Origin of the sequence: Paucibacter hankyongi (assembly GCF_037482915.1) — a bacterium.
GTDB lineage: Bacteria > Pseudomonadota > Gammaproteobacteria > Burkholderiales > Burkholderiaceae_C > Paucibacter_A > Paucibacter_A hankyongi.
Genome location: NZ_JBBHJX010000008.1, coordinates 18,903 through 37,649 on the forward strand (window position 1 = coordinate 18,903; position 18,747 = coordinate 37,649).

Sequence of the window (18,747 nt, forward strand, 5' to 3'; positions counted from 1 at the left end):
CCCTGTAGTTTTTAACGCTTGTCGGCGGCACAATTGGGTAAGGAGAATTGAATATGCCAATCGAAATGATTGAAGAGTTTGACCAAGGCACCCAAATCAAGGTGATTGGCGTGGGCGGTGGTGGTGGCAACGCGGTGGAGCACATGATTGCTCAAGGCGTTCAGGGTGTGGAGTTCATCTGCGCCAACACCGATGCTCAGGCGCTCAATCGCTCGAAGGCAGATCAGCTGCTGCAGTTGGGTACTTCCGGTCTGGGCGCTGGCGCCAAGCCTGAAATGGGCAAGTCTGCCGCCGAAGAGGCCGAGGCGCGTATTCGCGAATCGATCCAGGGCGCGCACATGCTGTTCATCACCGCCGGCATGGGTGGCGGCACCGGCACCGGCGCTGCCCCCGTGATCGCTCGCGTGGCCAAGGAGATGGGCATCCTGACCGTGGGCGTGGTGACCAAGCCTTTCGAGTTTGAAGGCGGCCGTCGTTCCAAGGCAGCCGATGCTGGTTTGGCTGAGTTGGAAGCGAACGTCGACTCCTTGATCGTGGTCTTGAACGACAAGCTGCTCGACGTGCTGGGTGACGATGTGACTCAGGACCAAGCTTTCGCTCACGCCAATGACGTGCTGAAGAACGCTGTTGGCGGCATTTCCGACATTATTCATATGCCGGGCTTGGTCAACGTCGACTTCGAAGACGTCAAGACCGTGATGAGCGAGCCGGGCAAAGCGATGATGGGCACAGCCGTGGCCAGTGGTCCGGATCGCGCTGCCAAGGCGGCCGAAGCGGCAGTCGCTTGCCCCCTGTTGGAAGGCATCGATCTGTCCGGCGCGCGTGGCGTGCTGGTGTTGATCGCAGCGAACCGCAGCACCTTCAAGCTGGCCGAAAGCCGCAATGCGATGAATGCCGTTAAGCGCTATGCCGCTGAAGATGCGCACATCATCTACGGTACGGCCTACGACGAAAGCCTGGGCGACACCTTGCGCGTCACCGTGATTGCGACCGGCTTGTCCTCGCAGCGTGCCCGGGTGCAGCAGCAGCCGCCGCTGACCGTGGTGCAACCGCAAGTTCAATTGCGTACCGGTACCGACAATATGCCGGTGCTGACGCAAGCGGTCAGCATGGGTGGCCATGTGGCCCACGCCGGTAACGGTGTTGGCGCTGCGCAAGTGGGCGGTGGCAATGACTTCGCCGGCATGAGCGTGCCGAGCGTCTGGCGCCATGGCCGTACCGCAGCGGCCAAGGTCGAGGCGCTCTCGTCGAACGGCATGGACGAAATCGAGATCCCGGCCTTCTTGCGCAAGCAGGCTGACTGATCCGGCTGGCCCACAAGGCCAGCGCTATGTTCAAGGCCCACTACGGGGAGTTCACCTTCTCGCAGCGGGCCTTGTTGTTTTTGTGGCGCTAACGGCTGTGGCATGCTGCATGTTGACCCAATCCAAGGAGATGCTGCGAGGCCCTTTTGGCATGTGTGACGCCACCGCAAGAAACCACATCAAGTCTGGCTGGCCCGCCATGCTGGCCCGCGTGCGCAGCGTCCTGCCCGCGCTGGTGATGCTTTGGCTGTTCACATTGGGGGTGGCGCCTCGGTCGGCTTGGGCTCAGTCGCCTGCTGAGGTGGATGAGGGCGGGTCTTCGACCACTCAGCCCGCCGACTTGCGCAACTTTGCGGCCGAACTGGCGCTCAGCAACTGGAGTCGCGCCGATCTGGAGGCCTGGCGAACGGCTCTGCGAGGCAGCGATCTGGGCAGCGACCGCCGCGGCGATCGTGCCCGTCGTCATGCCAGCCTGCCGGCCCATCTTCTGCCGCCGGACAAGCGCGAGGCCTGGTCGCCGGTGGTGCTGCCGGATGTGCGTGCATCCGGCGAAGTGATGGCACCTGATGGTCTCGAAGCCTCGGCCCGTGGGCCCGTCCAGATGCGCTGGTACCGACTGCGCTTCACACCGGAAGGCGCGTGGCCGACCAGTGTGGCGCTCTACATGCCGCGATTGGTGGCGATGGCCGCAGCGGTCTTGGTGCACACCGACGATGGCTGGCAGCCGGTGTTCGACAACCAGGCCGGCGCTGGCGAGCAATGGGTGCGCCCGCTTTGGGCGGTCTTCCCATCGGCGCTGACCGAATTGCCCAAGGAGCAGGGCATCGAGGTGGTGTTGGCGGTCCCGGTTCAGGCGGGAAGTTTTCATTCGGTTCCCAGTGTCTGGCTGGGGGCGCGGGAGGATCTGGAGCCCTTGCAAAGGCGCCGCTGGATGCTGCAGATCAGCGTGCCGCAGGCCACCGGCTTGACGTTGGTGGTGCTGGGCTTGTTTTCGTTGTGCCTGTGGCTGCGGCGTCGGGATGAACCAGCCTACCTGCTGTTCGCCTTGCTTTCGGTGGCCTGGCTTTTGCGCAATCTGCATTACTACCTGGACTTGCCGCGCACGCATTTGGGACAAGAGTGGTTTTGGTGGATGACCCACGCGGCTCTGTCCTGGGTGATGTTGCTGATTTTTCTGTTCGCCCTGCGCTATGCCCATCGGCGCTTCCAAGCGCTCGAGCGCGGCATGGTCGGTTTTGTGCTGCTCATCAGCCTGCTGACCCTGCCCTGGTGGCACTCGGTCATGGGCGCGCCCTTGTTGCAGCATTCGGCCAATGCCTTGGTGGGCGTGCTGTGCACCTTGTTCTTGGGTGGGCTGGCACTGCGAGGCATCCCGTTGAGTTCGGTGCCTGCTGAAGGCTCCGGGGAGCCTGATAACGGCAAGGAACTGCGCGTCATCGTGTTGAGTCTACTGCTTTGCCTCTTGCTCGGCCTGCATGATTTGGCTTTGCTGGCCGGTTGGGCTTGGCCCGAACACATCTACTTGCTGCCCTATGCCACCTTGATTTCGGTGGCGACGTTTTTGTTCGCGGTGCAGCGGCGCTATCTGGCGGCCCTGCAAAAAGTCGAGTTGCTGAACACCCAGTTGACGGAACGACTGCAGGAGCAAAGCAGCGCCCTGCAGGCTCAGCACCAGCGCCTGCGCGAGGCCGAGCGTCAGCAGGCCTTGTTGCTGGAGCGCCAGCGCCTGATGCAGGACATGCACGACGGCCTTGGCTCCTCGCTCCTGTCGGCCATGGTGGCGGTGGAGCAGGGCAGCATGGACCAAGACAAGGTGGTCGAGGTGCTGCGCGAATGCGTTGACGATCTGCGTTTGGTGATCGACTCGCTGGAGCCGGTGGCTCATGACCTGGTGGCTCTGCTGGCAACCATGCGCTACCGCTTGGGCAAGCGCCTGCAGGCCGGCGGCCTGATGCTGGAATGGGATGTGCAGGACCTGCCGATGCTGGAATGGTTGGAGCCACCCGATGCGCTGCATGTGCTGCGCCTGATGCAGGAGGCGCTGAGCAATGTGCTCAAGCATGCCCGCGCGACGCGGGTGCGCATGGTGACGCGCAATCATGGTCGCTATGTGGAAATCCGTGTCGAGGACGATGGCGATGGCTTCGATCTGGCCACGGCGCAGCGCGGCCGCGGCCTGAAGAGCCAGCAGCGCCGCGCGCAGCGCCTCGGTGGTGCGGTTCGCATCGACTCCAGCCCCGGCCACGGTACCCGCCTGAGTCTGCGCCTGCCGGTGCTCCGTCCTCCGACCCCTGATCAGCAAGGCCCGACAGATTCGCGGACAATTTGACCCTTATGTTGCAACAAAGAACTCTCAAATCGCTGACCAAGGCCGTTGGCGTCGGCATCCACAGCGGGCAACGTGTCGAGTTGACGCTGCGCCCGGCGCCGGCCAATACCGGCATCGTGTTCCGCCGTGTGGACCTGAACACCCCGGTCGACATTCCGGTGCGCGCCGATACCGTTTGTGACACCCGCATGGCCACCACCGTCAGCCCCGGAGGCGACCCCGGCGGCCCCAAGGTGCAAACCATCGAACACCTGCTGTCTGCCTGCGCGGGCCTCGGTTTGGACAATCTTTACGTCGACATCAACGCCGACGAGGTGCCGATTTTGGATGGCTCGGCCGCCAGTTTTGTCTACCTGCTGCAGAGTGCGGGCATCGAATTGCAAAAGGCCGCCAAGAAGTTCTTGCGCGTTAAAAAGACCGTCGAGGTGCGCCAGGGCGAGGGCAAGCGTCTGATGTGGGCCAAGCTGGCGCCGCACCATGGCTATACGCTCAGCTTTGAGATCGAGTTCGACAACCCGGCGGTTTCCGCCACCGGCCAGCAATATGTCTTCGACATGGGCAGCGGCCAATACAAGCGTGAAATCGCGCGCGCCCGAACCTTCGGCATGACCAGCGATATCGAACTGATGCGCTCGCGTGGCCTGACTCTGGGTGGCTCGATGGACAACGCCATCGTTGTCGATGACTACCGGGTGCTGAACGCCGATGGGTTGCGCTATGACGATGAGTTCGTCAAACACAAGATCCTCGATGCGATCGGCGATATGCAGGTAGCCGGCTACCCGCTGCTGGCGGCCTACACCTCCTTCAAGGGTGGCCACGCGCTTAACAACAAGCTCTTGCGTGCGCTGTTGGCCGATGAGACGGCCTATGACATCGTCAGCTTCGAAGACGAAGCCGAGGCACCAGCCGGCTTCGCCCAGTTGGCCCCGGCCTGGTAAGGGAACGCAGCGCCTATGTTGATCTTTCGTCTCGTCGTTGGCCTGCTGCTGTTTGCCGGCATCGTGTGTTTTGCGCTCTATATCGGCAGTGGCCAGGTGATCTGGCGCCGCCGCGGTTTGGTCATCATCAAATGGACCGTGCTGGCGGGGCTGGGCTTTTTCGCCGTGCTGATCTTGGAACGGCTGGCGATGATGTTGTAAGGCTTAAATCGCCTTCAGCGTTTGCGCGCTCAGCTTCTCAAGCCGGCGCTGTTCCTGCGCCAGCGTCTGCTCTCGCAGGGCGGTCACGCGTGATGCCATCTGATAGCTGAGCAACAGTTCGGCATTGCCCTCGTGGCGCAGTTCGATCTCGATGCCATCGCTCGTGCGCCATTGGCTGGGCGCACTGGCGTCGGCACTGCGCAGGGGCTCACCGTATTTCTTGCGCAAGCCCTCGACGATGCGTTGCTGGGTTTGCGCCAAGGCGAGCGGGTCTTGGTGGCTGAAGCGGTAGCTCAGCAGGGCTGGCTTGAGCAGATAGGAGGGCGTCTCGCGCGCGTACTGCAGCGTCAACTGCTTGGCGCCGGGCAGCAAGTCACCGAGGTTGAAGACCTCACGCTCGCTGCCGTTGTTTTGCTCCTGCTCGCGCAAGCCCATGGCCTTCAGGGCGCTGCGCAATTCACCGCGGTTCAAGCAAAACATAGGCAACTCAAACAGTTGCACCTTGGCTTGCTCACGGCATTGCCGGCCTTGCTTCATGCTGTCGAGCAACAAGGCCGCTTTGTCGACGCCGCCTTTTTGGGCCTCAAGCAAGAACGTCTCGGTCTGCTGCTCATTCAAGTTCGTGGCGCTATAGCCGTTCAGGGCGTGGAAGGCCAGGATCATCTGCCCCAGCGGGTCCTTCAGCTTGGCCGCCTGCTCGGCGTATTTGGCGCTTTGCGCCTGCTCGCTGTTGGCGCGGCCTTCGCGCAGCATGGCTGCGACCGCCATGCTGGCATAGGCCTTGGCCGCCAGGCTTTCCACCTGCGTGAACTCCTGGCAGCGTTCGATGGCCAAATCAAAGCGGCGCTCGCGCACGGCCGATTCGCAAATGCTGGCGTAGCGCTGCAAGGACTCCTCGGCGCTTTCTTGGCGCGCCGCGCTGCTGGGTGTCGCCGAGGCGAGTGGGGCTTGGGGCGTCGCCGTGCTGCTCGATGAGGCCTTGGCCTGCGTGACCCAAATCGCGCCGGCCGCGACGCAAATCACCACGCCGGTGGCGATGGCCATGGGCAAGGCCAACTTGCCGAATTGATGCCTTTGCTCTGGTCTCATGACACGATCCGTTCGAGTTTGACTGAGCCGGAACTGTCGCAGTTGATGGTGACAAGCGTGTCGCCAGGCGTCGCGCCGTATGGACTATCTCCACCTAAAAAACCGCCGCGCTGCGGTCATGCAAGTCGGTATTTGAGCGGGCGCTTTAAGGCGCCCAGCCTCAAGTTTCCAAGGCCTGCAAGGCCACCAGGCGTTGATAGATGCCATGCTCCAGCGCCATCAATTCTTCATGACGGCCACGCTCGCTCAGATGGCCGTGATTCAGCACGATGATCTGGTCGGCCTCGCGGATGGTGGAGAGCCGGTGCGCGATCGCCACGATGGTCACCCGTCCACGCAGCGCTTGCAGCGCTTCGCTGACCACCTGCTCGGTGGCGCTGTCGATATTGGCCGTGGCCTCGTCCAGGAACAGGATGCGCGGCGCGCCCGCCAAGGCCCGTGCCATGGCGATCAATTGCTTTTGCCCGGTGGACACCCGTGCGCCGCCTTCGCCCAGCAAGGTGTCATAACCTTGCGGCAACTCGGACAGGAAATCATCGATGCGGGCCGCGCGGGCCGCGGCGCGGATTTCGTCTTGGCTGATATTGCGTCCCATGGCGATGTTCTCGCTGGCGCTCGCCGCCATCAAATAGGGCTCTTGCGGCACCAGGCCAACGGCGGCGCGGAAGGCCTCGTCCGGCAGACTGGCCAGGGCGTGGCCGTCGATGCGGATCGAACCCTGCTGCGCGCTGTAAAAGCGCAGCAGCAGCGAGAGCAGCGTCGACTTGCCGCTGCCAGTGTGGCCGACGATGCCGACAAATTGCCCGGCAGGAATGTCCAGGCTCAGGTCCTTCAGCACCGGCTTTTGAGCGTCATAGCCAAAGCCGAGGCTTTCGATCTGAATATGCCCTTTGTCGATCGCCAGGCCGGGCAGGGTGCTCGTGACGGGGGCCGTTTCCTGCAGCAGGCTGCGCACCCGCGAGGCGGCAATCATCGACTGCTGCAGCTGGCCAAACTGCATGGTGATCTGGATCAGCGGTTCAACCACCCGGGCGATGTAGCTGAGGAAGGCGAACAGCAGGCCCACCTCCAGGCCCGACAGCTCGCGCTGACCAAAGCCATAAATAACGGTGACCAAGAGCAGCACATTGAGCAGGTCGAGCGCCGGCCGCAACAGCCAGGCATTGGCGCTGAGCTCGGCCACGCGGGCCCGCAAATGATCGCCATTGGTGCGCTCGAAGCGCTGCGCAAATCGCGGCGCCGCGCCGGCCGCTTGCAGCATCGCCATGCCGGCCATGCTCTCGGCCATTTGCGCATTGATTTCGCTGCGCAGTTGGCGCGCGCGCGCCACCGCCGGCGCACTCAAGCGCTGGTAGAGCGCAATGATCAAGAACATGGCCGGCACCAGCATGGCGACGATCAGCATCAAGCGCCAGTCCAACCAGGCCATCGCGATCAGCGAGCCGATCACCACGATGCTGGAGTCCAGCATCACGTACAGCACCTGGCGGTAGAGGGTATTGACCGCTTCGCTGTCATTGGTGACACGGCTGACCAGCTGGCCGGTGATGGCTTTGTCAAAGAAGGCCATCGGCAAGGCCAGCACATGGGCATAGACCTGCTCGCGCAGGCGCAGCACCGAGCGCCGCGCCACGCCGGCCATGCGCGAGAGCTGCGCAAAGCGAATCCAGCAGGCGCTCCAGCCGCACAAAAGCAGGGCCAGCAACAAGCCGCCCATGGCCTGCACGTCGAACTGGCGCGGCTGCAAATAGCTGTCAATGAAATGCTTGCTGATGACGGGGCCCAGCGCCTCCACTCCCGCCGCCAGCAGCAACCAAAACACGCCGCGCAACAGCGTTGGTCGCTCCGGCGCGGCGGCTTGCATCAACAGGCCCACCGAGGCCCAGGGGCGCTCCTTGGCCGGCAGGGCTTGATCTTCAGAGCTCGGCATCAATGCTGGCCTCCAGTTGTTGATAGCGCCATTGCGTGGCATACCAGCCGCCGTCCAGGGCCAGCAACTCGGCGTGGCTGCCCTGTTCGGTGATGCGGCCTTGCTGGATGACGATGATGTGTTCGGCTTCCATCACCGCGCTGAGGCGGTGGCTGACGATCAGGCTGCTGCGCTCCGGGCGGCTGCGGCGCAGCTCGCGCAGGTGCTCGAGGATCTGCGTTTCGGTGCCGGTGTCCACCGCCGACAGTGCATCGTCCAGCAACAGGATCGGTGCATCGGACAAGAGCGCGCGGGCGATCGCGACGCGTTGCCGCTGCCCCCCGGACAGCGTGACCCCACGTTCGCCAATTTCGGTGGCATAGCCAGCGGGCAGGCGCAGGATGTCTTCGTGCACGGCCGCCATCTCGGCCGCCGCTTGAATCTCGGCGGCGCTGGCCTCGGGCTTGGCCAGGGCGATGTTCTCGGCGATCGAGGCCGAGAACAAAAACGGCTCCTGTGGCACCCAGGCCAGACCCAGGCGCAGCGCTTGCAGACTCAAGGCAGGCAAGGGCTGGCCGCCGATCGAAACCTGGCCGGCCAGCGGTTCAAATTGACGCAGCAGCAGGCGCAGCACGGTCGATTTGCCGGCGCCTGTCGGGCCGACCAGTCCCAAGGTCTGGCCCGGCTGCAGCTGCAGCGTGATGTCGTCCAGCGCCTTGCGTTCGGCCTGCGGGTATTTGAATCCGACTTGATCGAAGCTCAGTCCCGCGGGTGTGGGCAGGGGCAAACTGCCGCTGTCTTGCAGCGTTACGGGGGCCTCCAGGACGGGCGTCAGGCGGTCCCAGGCGGCGCGGCCGCGTTCCAGTAGCGAGAGCACCCAGCCGGCGGCAAACATCGGCCAAATCAGCTGACCCAGATACATGGTGAAGGCGGTCAGTTGCCCAATGCTGAGCTCTTGGCGCGCCACCAGCCAGCCGCCCAGGCCCAGGGCAATCGTCGTTGCAGCGCTCAAGCTCATGCCGACGGCGGGCTCGAACGCCGCCTCCCAGCGCTGTGCTCGGTAGCTGGCTTCGCCGGCGCTGTCGGCTAACTCGCTGAATTGCCGGGTGTTGCGCGCCACCAGGCCCAGCGCGCGCAGTGTGCGCACGCCGGCCAGGCCTTCTTGCACATGCTGGTTGAGGGTGGAAAAGCGCGCCAATGAACTCTGCCAAGCGATATGTACTTGATTGGAGATGCGCCAGAAGGCGAAGGCCATGAAAGGGAAGGGGATCAGCGCCGCCAGGCCGAGCCGCCAGTCGATGCCCAGCGTCATCATGCTCAGCACCAGCAGCAAGGTCAGCGAGCCGTCAAAGGCGGCCAGCAAGGCCTCGCCGGCGGCCATCTCGACCGCGTCGATGTCATTGGTCGCCAGCGCCATCAGGTCGCCGCTGCGCTTGTCCTGAAAGAACACCGGGCCTTGCAGGGTCAGGCCTTGATAGAGCCGGGTACGCAGTTGCTGGCCGAGCCGATAGGCAGCCGCGAACAAGGCCAGGCGCCAGCCGACGCGCAGCAAATAAATGCTCAGGCCGCAGGCCACCAGCAGCCCAAGTTCTTGCAGCAGTTGGTGGCCGTGCAGTGAGCCGGCCACCAAGCCATCCACCACATGCCCGACCTGACGCGGAATCCACACGGTCAACAGCGCAATGCTGGCCAGCATCAGGGCGGCCGAGGCATAAGCCGGCCAATGTCGGCGCACAAAGCCGAGCAGCATCTGGTTCAGGGTCATGTGAGTCGAAGCGAGGCTGCCGGCGGCGAGCCGAGGAAGGGATGCTGTTGATTCTAGGTGGGCGTCGCGCGATTCATGCGGGGGCGGGCGGTGTGGTTTTGATGTGTGCGCTGGCCGGAGTTTGTGGTCGATTTGCCGCTAGGTGTTTGCCCCTGCTGTGATGCATCTTGCCTCGGCCTAGTGCGACCGGCGCCTTGAGTTTGTGTCACTCTGAATCACTTGCTGTGTGGCAGGTCGATCGACTCATGGGTAAACCCTTTGGCTTGGGTGGTGTCGGGTTTTTTAGGCGTTAGACCCCCCGTGAATACGGTGTCTCAAGCTGTCACAGTTTGTCGCTAGCATGCGTCTCAACGGGTCGCCGAGCAAGGTGATAGTGGGGAGGTGCAAACGTTTGCCTGCCTGCCGATTGCTGCTTGCCGATAGGTCCGGTTTGTGCATTTTCTTTTCGTACAAAACCTCACCCTCTGGGAATCAAGCATGAAATTGAATACTCTCGCCGCCCTGTTGGCCGCGGCCTTTGCAGTCCCCGCGGCCATGGCCTCGAGCAGTGGCGTCGTCATCAGCCAGGTCTATGGGGGTGGCGGCAATACCGGTGCCACGATCAAGAACGATTTCATCGAAATCTTCAATGCCGGCCAGAACGCCGTGAACATCGGTGGCTGGTCGGTGCAATATGGCGCTAAGGCCGGCACCAGCTGGCAAGTCACTGCGATTCCCGCCAACACCGTGTTGGAGCCGGGTCGCTACTTCCTGATCGCTCAAGGTGCTGGCACAGGCGGCACGCCGCTGACCGGTGACTTGAACGCTGGCATCAACATGTCCGGCAGCGACGGCAAGGTCGCCCTGGTGTCGTCCTCCACTGCCTTGAGCGGCGCCAACCCCAGCGGTGGCAACTTGGTGGACCTGGTGGGCTATGGCGCCGTCAATGGCAGCGAAATCAGCGCCACACCGGCCCTGAGCAACACCACCGCCGCCCAGCGCAAGGACGCCGGTTGCCTCGATACCGACAACAACAGCGGCGACTTCAATGTCGGCGCTCCCACACCGCGCAGCCTGGCCACGCCGGCCAATGTTTGCGGCGGCGTGGTCCCGCCGCTGGACAAGCCGATCGTGCCGGTCTGCCCCGACACCAGCATCACCGCTGGCACCGCCACCCGCTTCAGCGTCCGCGCCAGCGATGCGGACAGCATCGTCAATGCCGCCGCCATCAGCGGCAGCTGGCCTGCGGCCTTCACCCTGGGTGCCTTCACCGCGGCCAGCGCCGATGGTGGCGTGGCAACCCAAGAGATTGAAGTCGCCAGCAGCGTGGCCGGTGGTAGCTACAGCCTGAACCTGAACTGGGCCAATAACGAAGCGCAAACCGCCAGCTGCACCATCAAGGTGACGGCTGCCGGCTTCACCCCGATCTACAGCATGCAGGGCAGCGGCGACAAGAGCCCGATGGAAGGCGCGACCGTCAGCACCGGCGGCATCGTCACCTACCTGACCTCGACCGGCTTCTATATGCAAGACCGCGTCGGAGACGGCAACCCCGCCACCTCGGACGGCATTTTTGTCTACACCGTCACTGCACCCACCGTCAGTGTTGGCCAAGAGCTGCGTCTGAGTGGCCTGGTCACCGAGTTCACCTCGGGCAAAAGCTCCATCACCCAGCTGAAGAACATCACGGGCCTGACCGTGCTCAGCAGCGGCAACGCCGTGGAGCCCACCGCCGTCAATTTGGCTACGCTGGCCAGCGGCGGTCTGGAGGCCTATGAAGGCATGCTGGTCAACCTGACCGGCCCGGTGATGGTGCAGCAGAACTACTTCCTGGGTCGCTATGGTCAGATGACTCTGGCCGCCGGCGGTCGCCTGCTCAACCCCACCAATGTCATGCGCCCCGGCCCCGATGCGCAGGCCTTGGCCAAGGCAAATCTGGACCGCGCCATCATCTTGGACGACAACAACAGCGTCCAGAACCCGAACCCGGTGCCCTTCATCGGCGAGGACATGACGGTGCGCGCCGGCGACACGATCGAGTCGCTGACCGGCGTGGTCGACTACGGCCCGGCCACCAGCAACACCGCGACCGGCGCGTATATGTATCGCCTGCAGCCGGTGGGTAAGCCGGTGTTCACGCGCAGCAACCCCCGCTCGGCCACGGCCCCCGCGGTCGGCGGCAATGTGCGCATCGCCAGCGCCAATGTCTTGAACTACTTCACCACCTTCACCGATGGCAAGACCGCCGATGGCAAGACCGGCCAGGGCTGCAGCCTGGGCGGTGCCGTGTCGGCCGCCAACTGCCGCGGCGCCGACAACCTGAACGAGTTCAACCGTCAGCGCAACAAGCTTGTGGCTTCGATCAGCAGCATCAACGCCGATGTGGTGGGCCTGATGGAGATCCAGAACAATGGCAATGTGGCCTTGTTGAATTTGGTCGACGGCCTGAACGCCGCCATGGGCCCCGGCACCTATGCTGCTGCTCCGCTGCCTGCCGACACCGGCAGCGACGCCATCCGCGTGGCCATGATCTACAAGCCCGCCAAGCTGAAGCTGATCGGCTCGACCTTGTCGGACACCGACCCGGTCAACAACCGCCCGACCTATGCCCAAGGCTTCCTGGCGCCGAACGGTGAGCGCTTTGCGGTGGTGGTCAATCACCTCAAGTCCAAGAGCTGCAGCGGCGCTGCCGGTGTGGATGCCGACCAGGGCGACCTGCAAGGCTGCTACAACGCCCACCGCGTCGACCAAGCCAAGCGCTTGCGCGAATTTGTCGGCCAAGTCCAAGCCACGGCCGCCACGCAAGACGTGGTCTTGCTGGGTGACTTCAATGCCTACGCGCAGGAAGACCCGGTCTACGAGTTGACCCACGACGGTGCCATCGTTGATCTGGTGGGTAAGTTTGACCCGGCTCATTACTCCTATGTGTTCGACGGCTTCGCCGGCCGTTTGGACCATGGCTTCGGCACCGCGTCCATTGCCTCCAAGGTCAGCTACGCGACTTCTTGGCACATCAATGCCGATGAGCCGACCGTGATCGACTACAACACCGAGTTCAACCCGGCCGGCTACTACCAGCCAACAGCGTTCAAGTCCTCCGACCATGACCCGATGCTGCTGGGCCTGAACCTGGTCAAGAGCATCAAGGGCACGAATGCCAATGATGTGATCGTCGGCACACCCGGTGATGATGTGATCGAAGGCGGTCTGGGTCGCGACACCCTGACCGGCAATGGCGGCCGTGACCAGTTCGTCTACAACACCGGCGCCGATGGCCTGGACACCATCACCGACTTCAAACCCGGCGTCGATCTGCTGGTCTTCACGGGCTTGCTGCGCAATGTCGGCATCAGCAGCAACGATCCACTGGCCCAGGGCTTTCTGACCTGCTCGGCTTCCGCTGGTGGCGCGTTGATCGGTTATGACCCCGATGGCGCGGCTGGTGCTGCCAAGTCGCGTCCGGTGGTCACGCTCAAGGGTGTGGCATGCGCGGCCGTGCAAGCCAATAGCTTCAAGTTCTAATTCGAGGAGAACCGATCATGATGTTCCGTAAAACCACCATCGCCCTGGCCTTGGGCCTGGCCAGCCTGGCCAGCCACGCCGCCAGCTTCAACTTCAATGTCACGCTCGACTCCGGCCCCTTGTTGGGTCAGAGCTTCAGCGGCCAATACAGCTACGCCGAAGCCGTGCCAAGCGGCGAAGGCTTTCAGAGCCTGCAACTGACCAGTTTCAGCCTGGACTTTCTGGGCCAGAACTATGGCTTGGCGGATGCCACTGCGGCACCGACGGCTGATTTCAAGAATGGCGTGTTCCTGGGTCTGAGCTATCAGTACGATACGCCTGCCGTGCTGCTGAGCCTGAACTCGGGCAGTGATGACGTCAGCGATGCGTACTTCTTCTACAAGCCCTCCTTGGGCGAGGCGAGCGGGGGTGGCTTCGCCATCAGCGCCGTGCCCGAGCCCTCGACCTGGGCCCTGGGCTTGGCCGGTCTGGCCGTGGTGGGCAGCATCGCTCGCCGTCGTCGCCAGCGCGCCTGATGTGAGCGCCCGAGAGGGCGCTTTGCTGAACTACCGAACTAACGATCGGTCACGGCCGGAACGCTCTCGCAGCGCTCCGGCCGTTTTCTTTCTGCTCGGTTAGGCTTAGATCCTGCCGCTGCTGCGCAAGGCATCCAGACGCAAGGCGATGCTTTGCTGCAAGTCGCTCAACTCGCGCATCAGCGTCTGCCGTTCGGCCTCATCGCTGCAATCTTGGAGCGCCGTTTGCAAGGCCGCGCGGCGATGAAAAAGTTCGACCTCGGGCGGCGCCATGCCGGCGTTCTTCAAAACCTTGAAGGGCATGCGCAAGCCATCCGGCGTGGCCTCCCAGCCGGCGTCTTCTTGCAGCGGCTTGCCGAAGCTCTCGGCCAGCTTCAACTCACCGGAGTTCAGCGCTTCTTGTAGATGGCGGGCGATCTCATCGTCGTGCATGCGGCGGCCTTTGGACAAAAAAATGCAGCGGGGCTTGCGCACCCGCTGCATCGATTGTCCACGCTTGGGGGCGGCGACCTTGCAGTCGCCCAGGCCTCAGAGTTTGAAGCCGCTGATCACCTGTGCCATGCGGGCCGCTTGGTCCTGCAGGCTTTCGGCGGCCGCCGCGCTTTGCTCCACCAGGGCCGCGTTTTGCTGCGTCATCTGGTCGAGTTGAACCATGGTGGCGTTCATCTTGACGATGCTGTCCGACTGCTCGACCGCCGCCGCGCTGATCTCACCAATGATGTCGGTGACGCGTTTGACCGAGCCGACCAATTCTTGCATCGTGCCGCCAGCGTTGGCCACCAAGCGTGTGCCCGATTCCACTCGCTCGACCGAGGCGCCAATCAGCGACTTGATCTCGCGCGCCGCTTCCGCCGAACGGCCGGCCAGATTGCGCACCTCGCTGGCCACCACCGCAAAGCCGCGCCCTTGTTCGCCGGCTCGCGCTGCCTCGACCGCCGCATTCAGCGCCAAGATATTGGTCTGGAAGGCGATGCCGTCGATGACGCCGATGATGTCGGCAATCTTGCGCGAGCTGGCGCTGATGTCCTCCATGGTCGACACCACTTGCGACACCACCTGGCCACCGCGCGCCGCCACTTCGGCCGCGTTATTGGCCATTTGGTCGGCCTGACGCGCAGAGTCAGCGGACTGGCGCACCGTGCCGGTCAGCGCATCCATGGAGGCCGCCGCCTGCTGCAGATTGCTGGCGGTTTGCTCGGTGCGCTGGCTCAGGTCCAGAGTGCCGGTGGCGATTTCGGCGGAGGCGGTGCTGATGCTGTCTGTTGAGCGTCGCACTTCGCCGATCACATTTTGCAGATGCGTGCGCATGCTGCCCAGGCCGTCGATCATCTGGCCGAGTTCATCGTGGCGCGGGCTGGGCAGGGCGGCACTCAGGTCGCCGTCGGCGATATGACGCATCGATTGTTCAACCGCCTGCATCGGGCGGATCACCGCGCCCAGGGTGGTCCAGGCCATCACCAGCAAGACCAGGGTGCAGACCAGCCCGCCGGCGATGCCGGCTCCGACCAGGCTGCGGCTGCGCTCCTGGGCATGGATGTAAGCGGCTTGTGATTTCTTGCGCGCCAGCGGGATCAGCGCTTGCAAGGGCTTGACCGCGTTCTTGTGCATCACCGGCCAGTCTTCTTCCAGTACGCTGCCGAGCACATCCTTGTTCTTGGCTTCGTAGGCGGACTGCAGCTTGGCCAAGGTGGCGTCCACCGTGGCCCAGTTCTCTTCCACCTGTTTGAACGGCGCTTGTGCCTCTTCTTCGGTAAAGACCTTTTGACCGAGTGGTTGCAAGACCTGCCAGGTGTTGGCCAGCTCTTTGCGAGCCTCTTTCAGGTGGTTCAGCGAACCCGGTATGGGCAACTGCTCCAGCAGCACGCCAGCGGTGCGGAAGCGCACCTCCAGCAAGCTGTTCTCAATTTGCATCAGGTCCACGAGGGTGGCGCTGTCCTCCTCGTAAAGTTCGCTCAAGGCGCTGAGGTTGACGCGGTTGGACAAGACGGCTAACGCCGCCACCAGACTGACGCCCAGCAAGGCCAGACCGGCCAGCGCCATCAGGCGGCCCTTGATACTGATATTGATATTCATGCGGGAGCAATGGTGAGAGGAACAGGGTCCGAAGGCGAGGCGCCGCGCTTATTGCGTGGGCAAGCCCTTGGCCACCCACTCGGGCATGCCGCCACGGAACCAGTTGATCTTGGTGTGACCCGCTTTTTGAGCCACCACCGAGGCCTTGTAGCTCTTCCAGCATTCGCCGGCATTGCAGAAGAAGACGATAGGCGCGGCCTTGTCCGAAGGCAGCTTGCTCAGGTCGAACTGATCCTTGCTGGCATCAAAGTCAGTGGCCTTGGCGCTCTTTTCCTTGTAGGGCACGCTCTTGGCGCCCTTGATCGACTTCTCGGCGTATTCGGCCGCGACACGGGTGTCGATGACCAGCACACCGGCATCCAGCAGCTTCTTGGTGTCTTCCGCCGAGACCAGCTTCACGCCCGCCAGGCTGGTCGGTGTTTCACTGGCTTGAGCCGTGAAGGCCAGGCCCAGATTCAGGCTCAGGCCCAAAGCGGCCAGCAGGCCCAGTTTGATGCAGTTGCGCTTCTTGCTCATCATCGTTGTACTCCAGGGTTGATTGGGCACAAGGAAGGAGCGACCGCGCGGAGTCTGGCATCGGGCGCGCGACCGAGTCGGCGCCGATGTCAATGGAGACCTCGCTCTTGGCGGCGTGGTGCTGCTTCCCTGTAGCTGCCTTTTCGGTGGGCTTGCGAAGAACTTGAGGGGGAGCGCTATCGGCTGTGCGTTGGCTGGATCTTGGGCCGAGTCTGTGCGCTTGCCGTCTGTCTTGGGCGATCTGCGGACTGCTCTGGCGTATTGAAGGGCCGGTGCTGCTGCAGGACTGCGCTTCGGGCCTTCAGTAGGTCCGCCCGCCCTTGAACTGCGCATGCTGGCGCCGCTGCAAGGTGGTGCTGCGGCTCATGGCCTCAAAAGACACCTTGGCATGCGCATGCATGATGGCCAGGCCCAGCGCATCTGCCGCGTCCTTGCCGGGCTCGGAGGGTAAGTTCAAGAGCCTTTGCACCATCGCCTGCACCTGTTCCTTGGCCGCATGGCCGTGACCCACCACGGCCTTCTTCATCTGCAGCGCGGTGTACTCCGACACCGGCAGATCCTTGGACACCAAGGCCGTGATGGCCGCGCCGCGCGCTTGCCCCAGCAGCAAGGTGGACTGCGGGTTGACGTTGACGAAGACGATCTCCACCGCCGCGCACTGTGCCTGGTAGCGCTCGGTCACTTCCCGCACGCCGTCAAAGATGATCTTCAAGCGCCCCGGCAGGTCGCCGGTCGCCACCGCGCTGGTCTTGATGGTGCCACTGGCCACATAGCTCAGCCTCGGCCCATCAGCGTCAATGACGCCAAAACCCGTTGTTTGTAGACCAGGGTCAATGCCAAGAATTCTCATGCCGTAAGTGTCGCAGGCTGCGGCCGTGAATCAGAGCGAGAGCTTGAAATACCAGCGCACCGAATGGAAGAACACCGGCGCGGCGAAGCACAACACCGCGATGCGGTCCAGCAGGCCCACCGCGCCGGTGATGGAGCTGAGGTTGCCCCAGCTGCGCACGCCGGCATCGCGCTTCAGCGCCTGCATCACCAGACCGCCAAAGCTGCCCGCACCGGCGGCGATGAAGGCCATGGCCATGGCTTGCAGCGCGTCAAAAGGCGTGATCCAGAACAGCGCCGAACCCATCAAGGCCGCACCGATGCAACCCAGCCACCAGGCCCGCATCGAGAACTCCCGGCTGATGCGCCGGGCCACCGGGCGGCGGCGCAGGCGCCGGCTGGCTGCCAGCTGCACAAACTGACCAAAAGCCACCACCGCGACCAGGAAAAAGAGCAGAAAAGCACCGCGCCCCAGATAACCCGGAAACTCCAGCAACAAGAGTGCCGGCGCATGCGAAAGCCCGTAGACGCAAACCATGATGCCCCACTGGATCTTGGCGTTACGTTCCAGGTAACGCGCCGGGTCACCCGCCAGCGCGCTGGCCACCGGAATTGCCAAGAAGCTGTAGACCGGAATCAAGACCGAGAACAAATCAAAATGCCGCCCGCCGGTCAGCGCGTATTGCAGCGGCAAGATGACGAAAAAAGCCAAGATCAGGCTGCGGTGATCGCCACGACGGGTATGCAGCAGGGTGATGAATTCGCGCAGCGCCAGAAAACTCAAGATGCCGAACAGCAGCGTCGCGCCCAGCGGCCCCGAGACCCAAGCGGCCCAGAAGACGCTGGCGCCAAACCACACCAGCTTCAGCTCGCGCGCAAAGCGCTGGCGGCGCAGGTGCCGGGCCTTCTGTGCCGCTTCATCCTGCTCGACCAGTGCCTGCTCGCGCAAGCCATTGATGAAGCTGCCGATGCTGGTCAAGAGCAAGAGGCCAAATAGGGTGACGAAGAGCAGACCGATCTGCTCGGTGGCGGTCCAGCGGCTCAAGGGATTAGGGGCGGTCAGCCAGTCGGGCATGCTGAGGAAGGAGGCGAACATCAGTCCCAGCCTCCGCCCGGTTGTTGGGCCAGCACCGCGGCGCGGGCCCGTTCCAGAAACGCACGCTTGTCTTCGCCGGGCTGCAACTGCAGCGGCGCGCCGAAGGTGACGGTGCACAAAATCGGCACTGGCACCACCTCACCCTTGGGCATGACGCGCTGCACATTGTCGATCCAGGTGGGGATCAACTTCACCTGCGGGAACTGCTCGGCCAGGTGATAGAGCCCGGCCTTGAAGGCCTGCGGCTCGCCCTTGTTGGAGCGCGTGCCCTCGGGGAAGATCACCAGCGAGTCGCCCTGGCGCAAGGCCTCGACCAGCGGCTCCAGCGGGTCTTCATCGGGTGTCGAACGGGTGCGGGACACATAAATGGCGTTGAACACCGCTGAGGTGATCCAGGCTTTGAGCGGGCTGCTGGTCCAGTAGTCGCGGGCCGCGATGGGGCGGGTTTGCGCCCGCAGCTCGCTGGGCAGGGCGGCCCAGATCAGCACCCAATCAAAGTGGCTTTGATGGTTGGCAAAGTAGATGCGCTGCTCCGCCATCGGCGGGCAGCCTTTCCAGTGGCCTTGTGCGCCGGTGATCAGGCGGGCCAGGGCGGCCAGCAATTGACCGGTGGCGGAGGCGAGTGACATGGCCCCATATTAGTCGAGTCCTTGTGACCGTTGCCACCGACTTGAAGCATT

15 protein-coding genes are annotated in these 18,747 nt (G+C 63.5%); 6 read left to right on the top strand and 9 right to left on the bottom strand.

Annotated elements, in window-relative coordinates; all coding sequences use genetic code 11:
• The first annotated feature begins 53 nt into the window (after positions 1 to 53).
• From ftsZ to WG899_RS13135, 4 genes are all read left to right on the top strand, one after another.
• A complete protein-coding gene (ftsZ, locus tag WG899_RS13120; protein ID WP_339596102.1) occupies positions 54 to 1,304 on the top strand; it encodes a cell division protein FtsZ in 1,251 nt (416 codons plus the stop codon).
• A gap of 109 nt (positions 1,305 to 1,413) precedes the next feature.
• Positions 1,414 to 3,633, top strand: a complete 2,220-nt coding sequence (locus tag WG899_RS13125; RefSeq protein WP_339596103.1) for a sensor histidine kinase — start codon at positions 1,414 to 1,416, stop codon at positions 3,631 to 3,633.
• 5 nt (positions 3,634 to 3,638) lie between these two features.
• A complete protein-coding gene (gene lpxC, locus WG899_RS13130) occupies positions 3,639 to 4,574 on the top strand; it encodes a UDP-3-O-acyl-N-acetylglucosamine deacetylase (protein ID WP_339596104.1) in 936 nt (311 codons plus the stop codon).
• 15 nt (positions 4,575 to 4,589) lie between these two features.
• The gene (locus WG899_RS13135) at positions 4,590 to 4,775 is read left to right on the top strand and encodes a hypothetical protein (protein ID WP_339596105.1); all 186 of its coding nucleotides are present in this window, start codon (positions 4,590 to 4,592) and stop codon (positions 4,773 to 4,775) included.
• A 3-nt stretch (positions 4,776 to 4,778) separates the two neighbouring features.
• Here the strand turns inward: WG899_RS13135 and WG899_RS13140 are convergent, their stop codons facing one another.
• The 3 genes from WG899_RS13140 to WG899_RS13150 form a co-directional block, all read right to left on the bottom strand.
• The gene (locus tag WG899_RS13140) at positions 4,779 to 5,864 is read right to left on the bottom strand and encodes a hypothetical protein (protein WP_339596106.1); all 1,086 of its coding nucleotides are present in this window, start codon (positions 5,862 to 5,864) and stop codon (positions 4,779 to 4,781) included.
• Between the two features lie 160 nt (positions 5,865 to 6,024).
• Positions 6,025 to 7,794: an ABC transporter ATP-binding protein gene (locus WG899_RS13145; RefSeq protein WP_339596107.1), complete on the bottom strand. Its 1,770-nt coding sequence runs from the start codon at positions 7,792 to 7,794 to the stop codon at positions 6,025 to 6,027.
• Positions 7,781 to 9,538 carry an ABC transporter ATP-binding protein gene (locus WG899_RS13150; RefSeq protein WP_339596108.1) on the bottom strand — a complete coding sequence of 586 codons (1,758 nt, stop codon included), beginning with the start codon at positions 9,536 to 9,538 and terminating at the stop codon, positions 7,781 to 7,783. Before WG899_RS13150 ends, WG899_RS13145 begins: the two co-directional genes overlap by 14 nt.
• A gap of 477 nt (positions 9,539 to 10,015) precedes the next feature.
• Here WG899_RS13150 and WG899_RS13155 point away from each other — a divergent pair, with 477 nt between their 5' ends.
• Positions 10,016 to 13,039 carry an ExeM/NucH family extracellular endonuclease gene (locus WG899_RS13155; protein WP_339596109.1) on the top strand — a complete coding sequence of 1,008 codons (3,024 nt, stop codon included), beginning with the start codon at positions 10,016 to 10,018 and terminating at the stop codon, positions 13,037 to 13,039.
• A 17-nt stretch (positions 13,040 to 13,056) separates the two neighbouring features.
• The gene (locus WG899_RS13160; RefSeq protein ID WP_339596110.1) at positions 13,057 to 13,554 is read left to right on the top strand and encodes a PEP-CTERM sorting domain-containing protein; all 498 of its coding nucleotides are present in this window, start codon (positions 13,057 to 13,059) and stop codon (positions 13,552 to 13,554) included.
• A gap of 105 nt (positions 13,555 to 13,659) precedes the next feature.
• Here the strand turns inward: WG899_RS13160 and WG899_RS13165 are convergent, their stop codons facing one another.
• The 6 genes from WG899_RS13165 to WG899_RS13190 form a co-directional block, all read right to left on the bottom strand.
• The gene (locus WG899_RS13165) at positions 13,660 to 13,986 is read right to left on the bottom strand and encodes a DnaJ family domain-containing protein (RefSeq protein WP_339596111.1); all 327 of its coding nucleotides are present in this window, start codon (positions 13,984 to 13,986) and stop codon (positions 13,660 to 13,662) included.
• Positions 13,987 to 14,082: 96 nt separating this feature from the next.
• Entirely contained in the window at positions 14,083 to 15,627 is a 1,545-nt protein-coding gene (locus WG899_RS13170; RefSeq protein WP_339596112.1) for a methyl-accepting chemotaxis protein, read from the bottom strand.
• Positions 15,628 to 15,675: 48 nt separating this feature from the next.
• The gene (locus WG899_RS13175) at positions 15,676 to 16,146 is read right to left on the bottom strand and encodes a rhodanese-like domain-containing protein (protein WP_339596113.1); all 471 of its coding nucleotides are present in this window, start codon (positions 16,144 to 16,146) and stop codon (positions 15,676 to 15,678) included.
• 298 nt (positions 16,147 to 16,444) lie between these two features.
• Complete coding sequence (gene ruvC / locus WG899_RS13180; protein WP_339596114.1) at positions 16,445 to 16,993, bottom strand: crossover junction endodeoxyribonuclease RuvC; 549 nt, start codon at positions 16,991 to 16,993, stop codon at positions 16,445 to 16,447.
• Positions 16,994 to 17,023: 30 nt separating this feature from the next.
• Positions 17,024 to 18,067, bottom strand: a complete 1,044-nt coding sequence (locus WG899_RS13185) for a phosphatidate cytidylyltransferase (protein ID WP_444718846.1) — start codon at positions 18,065 to 18,067, stop codon at positions 17,024 to 17,026.
• On the bottom strand, positions 18,067 to 18,696 hold the full coding sequence (locus tag WG899_RS13190; protein WP_339596115.1) for a lysophospholipid acyltransferase family protein: 630 nt from the start codon (positions 18,694 to 18,696) through the stop codon (positions 18,067 to 18,069). The genes WG899_RS13185 and WG899_RS13190 overlap by 1 nt, the downstream gene beginning before the upstream one ends.
• Positions 18,697 to 18,747 lie beyond the last annotated feature (51 nt).

Excerpts from the sequence above, each read along its gene's own strand:
- WG899_RS13160 (WP_339596110.1), top strand. The coding sequence starts at position 13,057 with ATGATGTTCCGTAAAACCACCATCGCCCTGGCCTTGGGCCTGGCCAGC.
- WG899_RS13190 (WP_339596115.1), bottom strand. The coding sequence starts at position 18,696 with ATGTCACTCGCCTCCGCCACCGGTCAATTGCTGGCCGCCCTGGCCCGC.
- WG899_RS13170 (WP_339596112.1), bottom strand. The coding sequence starts at position 15,627 with ATGAATATCAATATCAGTATCAAGGGCCGCCTGATGGCGCTGGCCGGT.
- ftsZ (WP_339596102.1), top strand. The coding sequence starts at position 54 with ATGCCAATCGAAATGATTGAAGAGTTTGACCAAGGCACCCAAATCAAG.
- WG899_RS13140 (WP_339596106.1), bottom strand. The coding sequence starts at position 5,864 with ATGAGACCAGAGCAAAGGCATCAATTCGGCAAGTTGGCCTTGCCCATG.
- WG899_RS13145 (WP_339596107.1), bottom strand. The coding sequence starts at position 7,794 with ATGCCGAGCTCTGAAGATCAAGCCCTGCCGGCCAAGGAGCGCCCCTGG.
- WG899_RS13150 (WP_339596108.1), bottom strand. The coding sequence starts at position 9,538 with ATGACCCTGAACCAGATGCTGCTCGGCTTTGTGCGCCGACATTGGCCG.
- WG899_RS13185 (WP_444718846.1), bottom strand. The coding sequence starts at position 18,067 with ATGTTCGCCTCCTTCCTCAGCATGCCCGACTGGCTGACCGCCCCTAAT.
- ruvC (WP_339596114.1), bottom strand. The coding sequence starts at position 16,993 with ATGAGAATTCTTGGCATTGACCCTGGTCTACAAACAACGGGTTTTGGC.
- WG899_RS13165 (WP_339596111.1), bottom strand. The coding sequence starts at position 13,986 with ATGCACGACGATGAGATCGCCCGCCATCTACAAGAAGCGCTGAACTCC.
- WG899_RS13155 (WP_339596109.1), top strand. The coding sequence starts at position 10,016 with ATGAAATTGAATACTCTCGCCGCCCTGTTGGCCGCGGCCTTTGCAGTC.
- WG899_RS13175 (WP_339596113.1), bottom strand. The coding sequence starts at position 16,146 with ATGATGAGCAAGAAGCGCAACTGCATCAAACTGGGCCTGCTGGCCGCT.
- lpxC (WP_339596104.1), top strand. The coding sequence starts at position 3,639 with ATGTTGCAACAAAGAACTCTCAAATCGCTGACCAAGGCCGTTGGCGTC.
- WG899_RS13135 (WP_339596105.1), top strand. The coding sequence starts at position 4,590 with ATGTTGATCTTTCGTCTCGTCGTTGGCCTGCTGCTGTTTGCCGGCATC.
- WG899_RS13125 (WP_339596103.1), top strand. The coding sequence starts at position 1,414 with ATGTTGACCCAATCCAAGGAGATGCTGCGAGGCCCTTTTGGCATGTGT.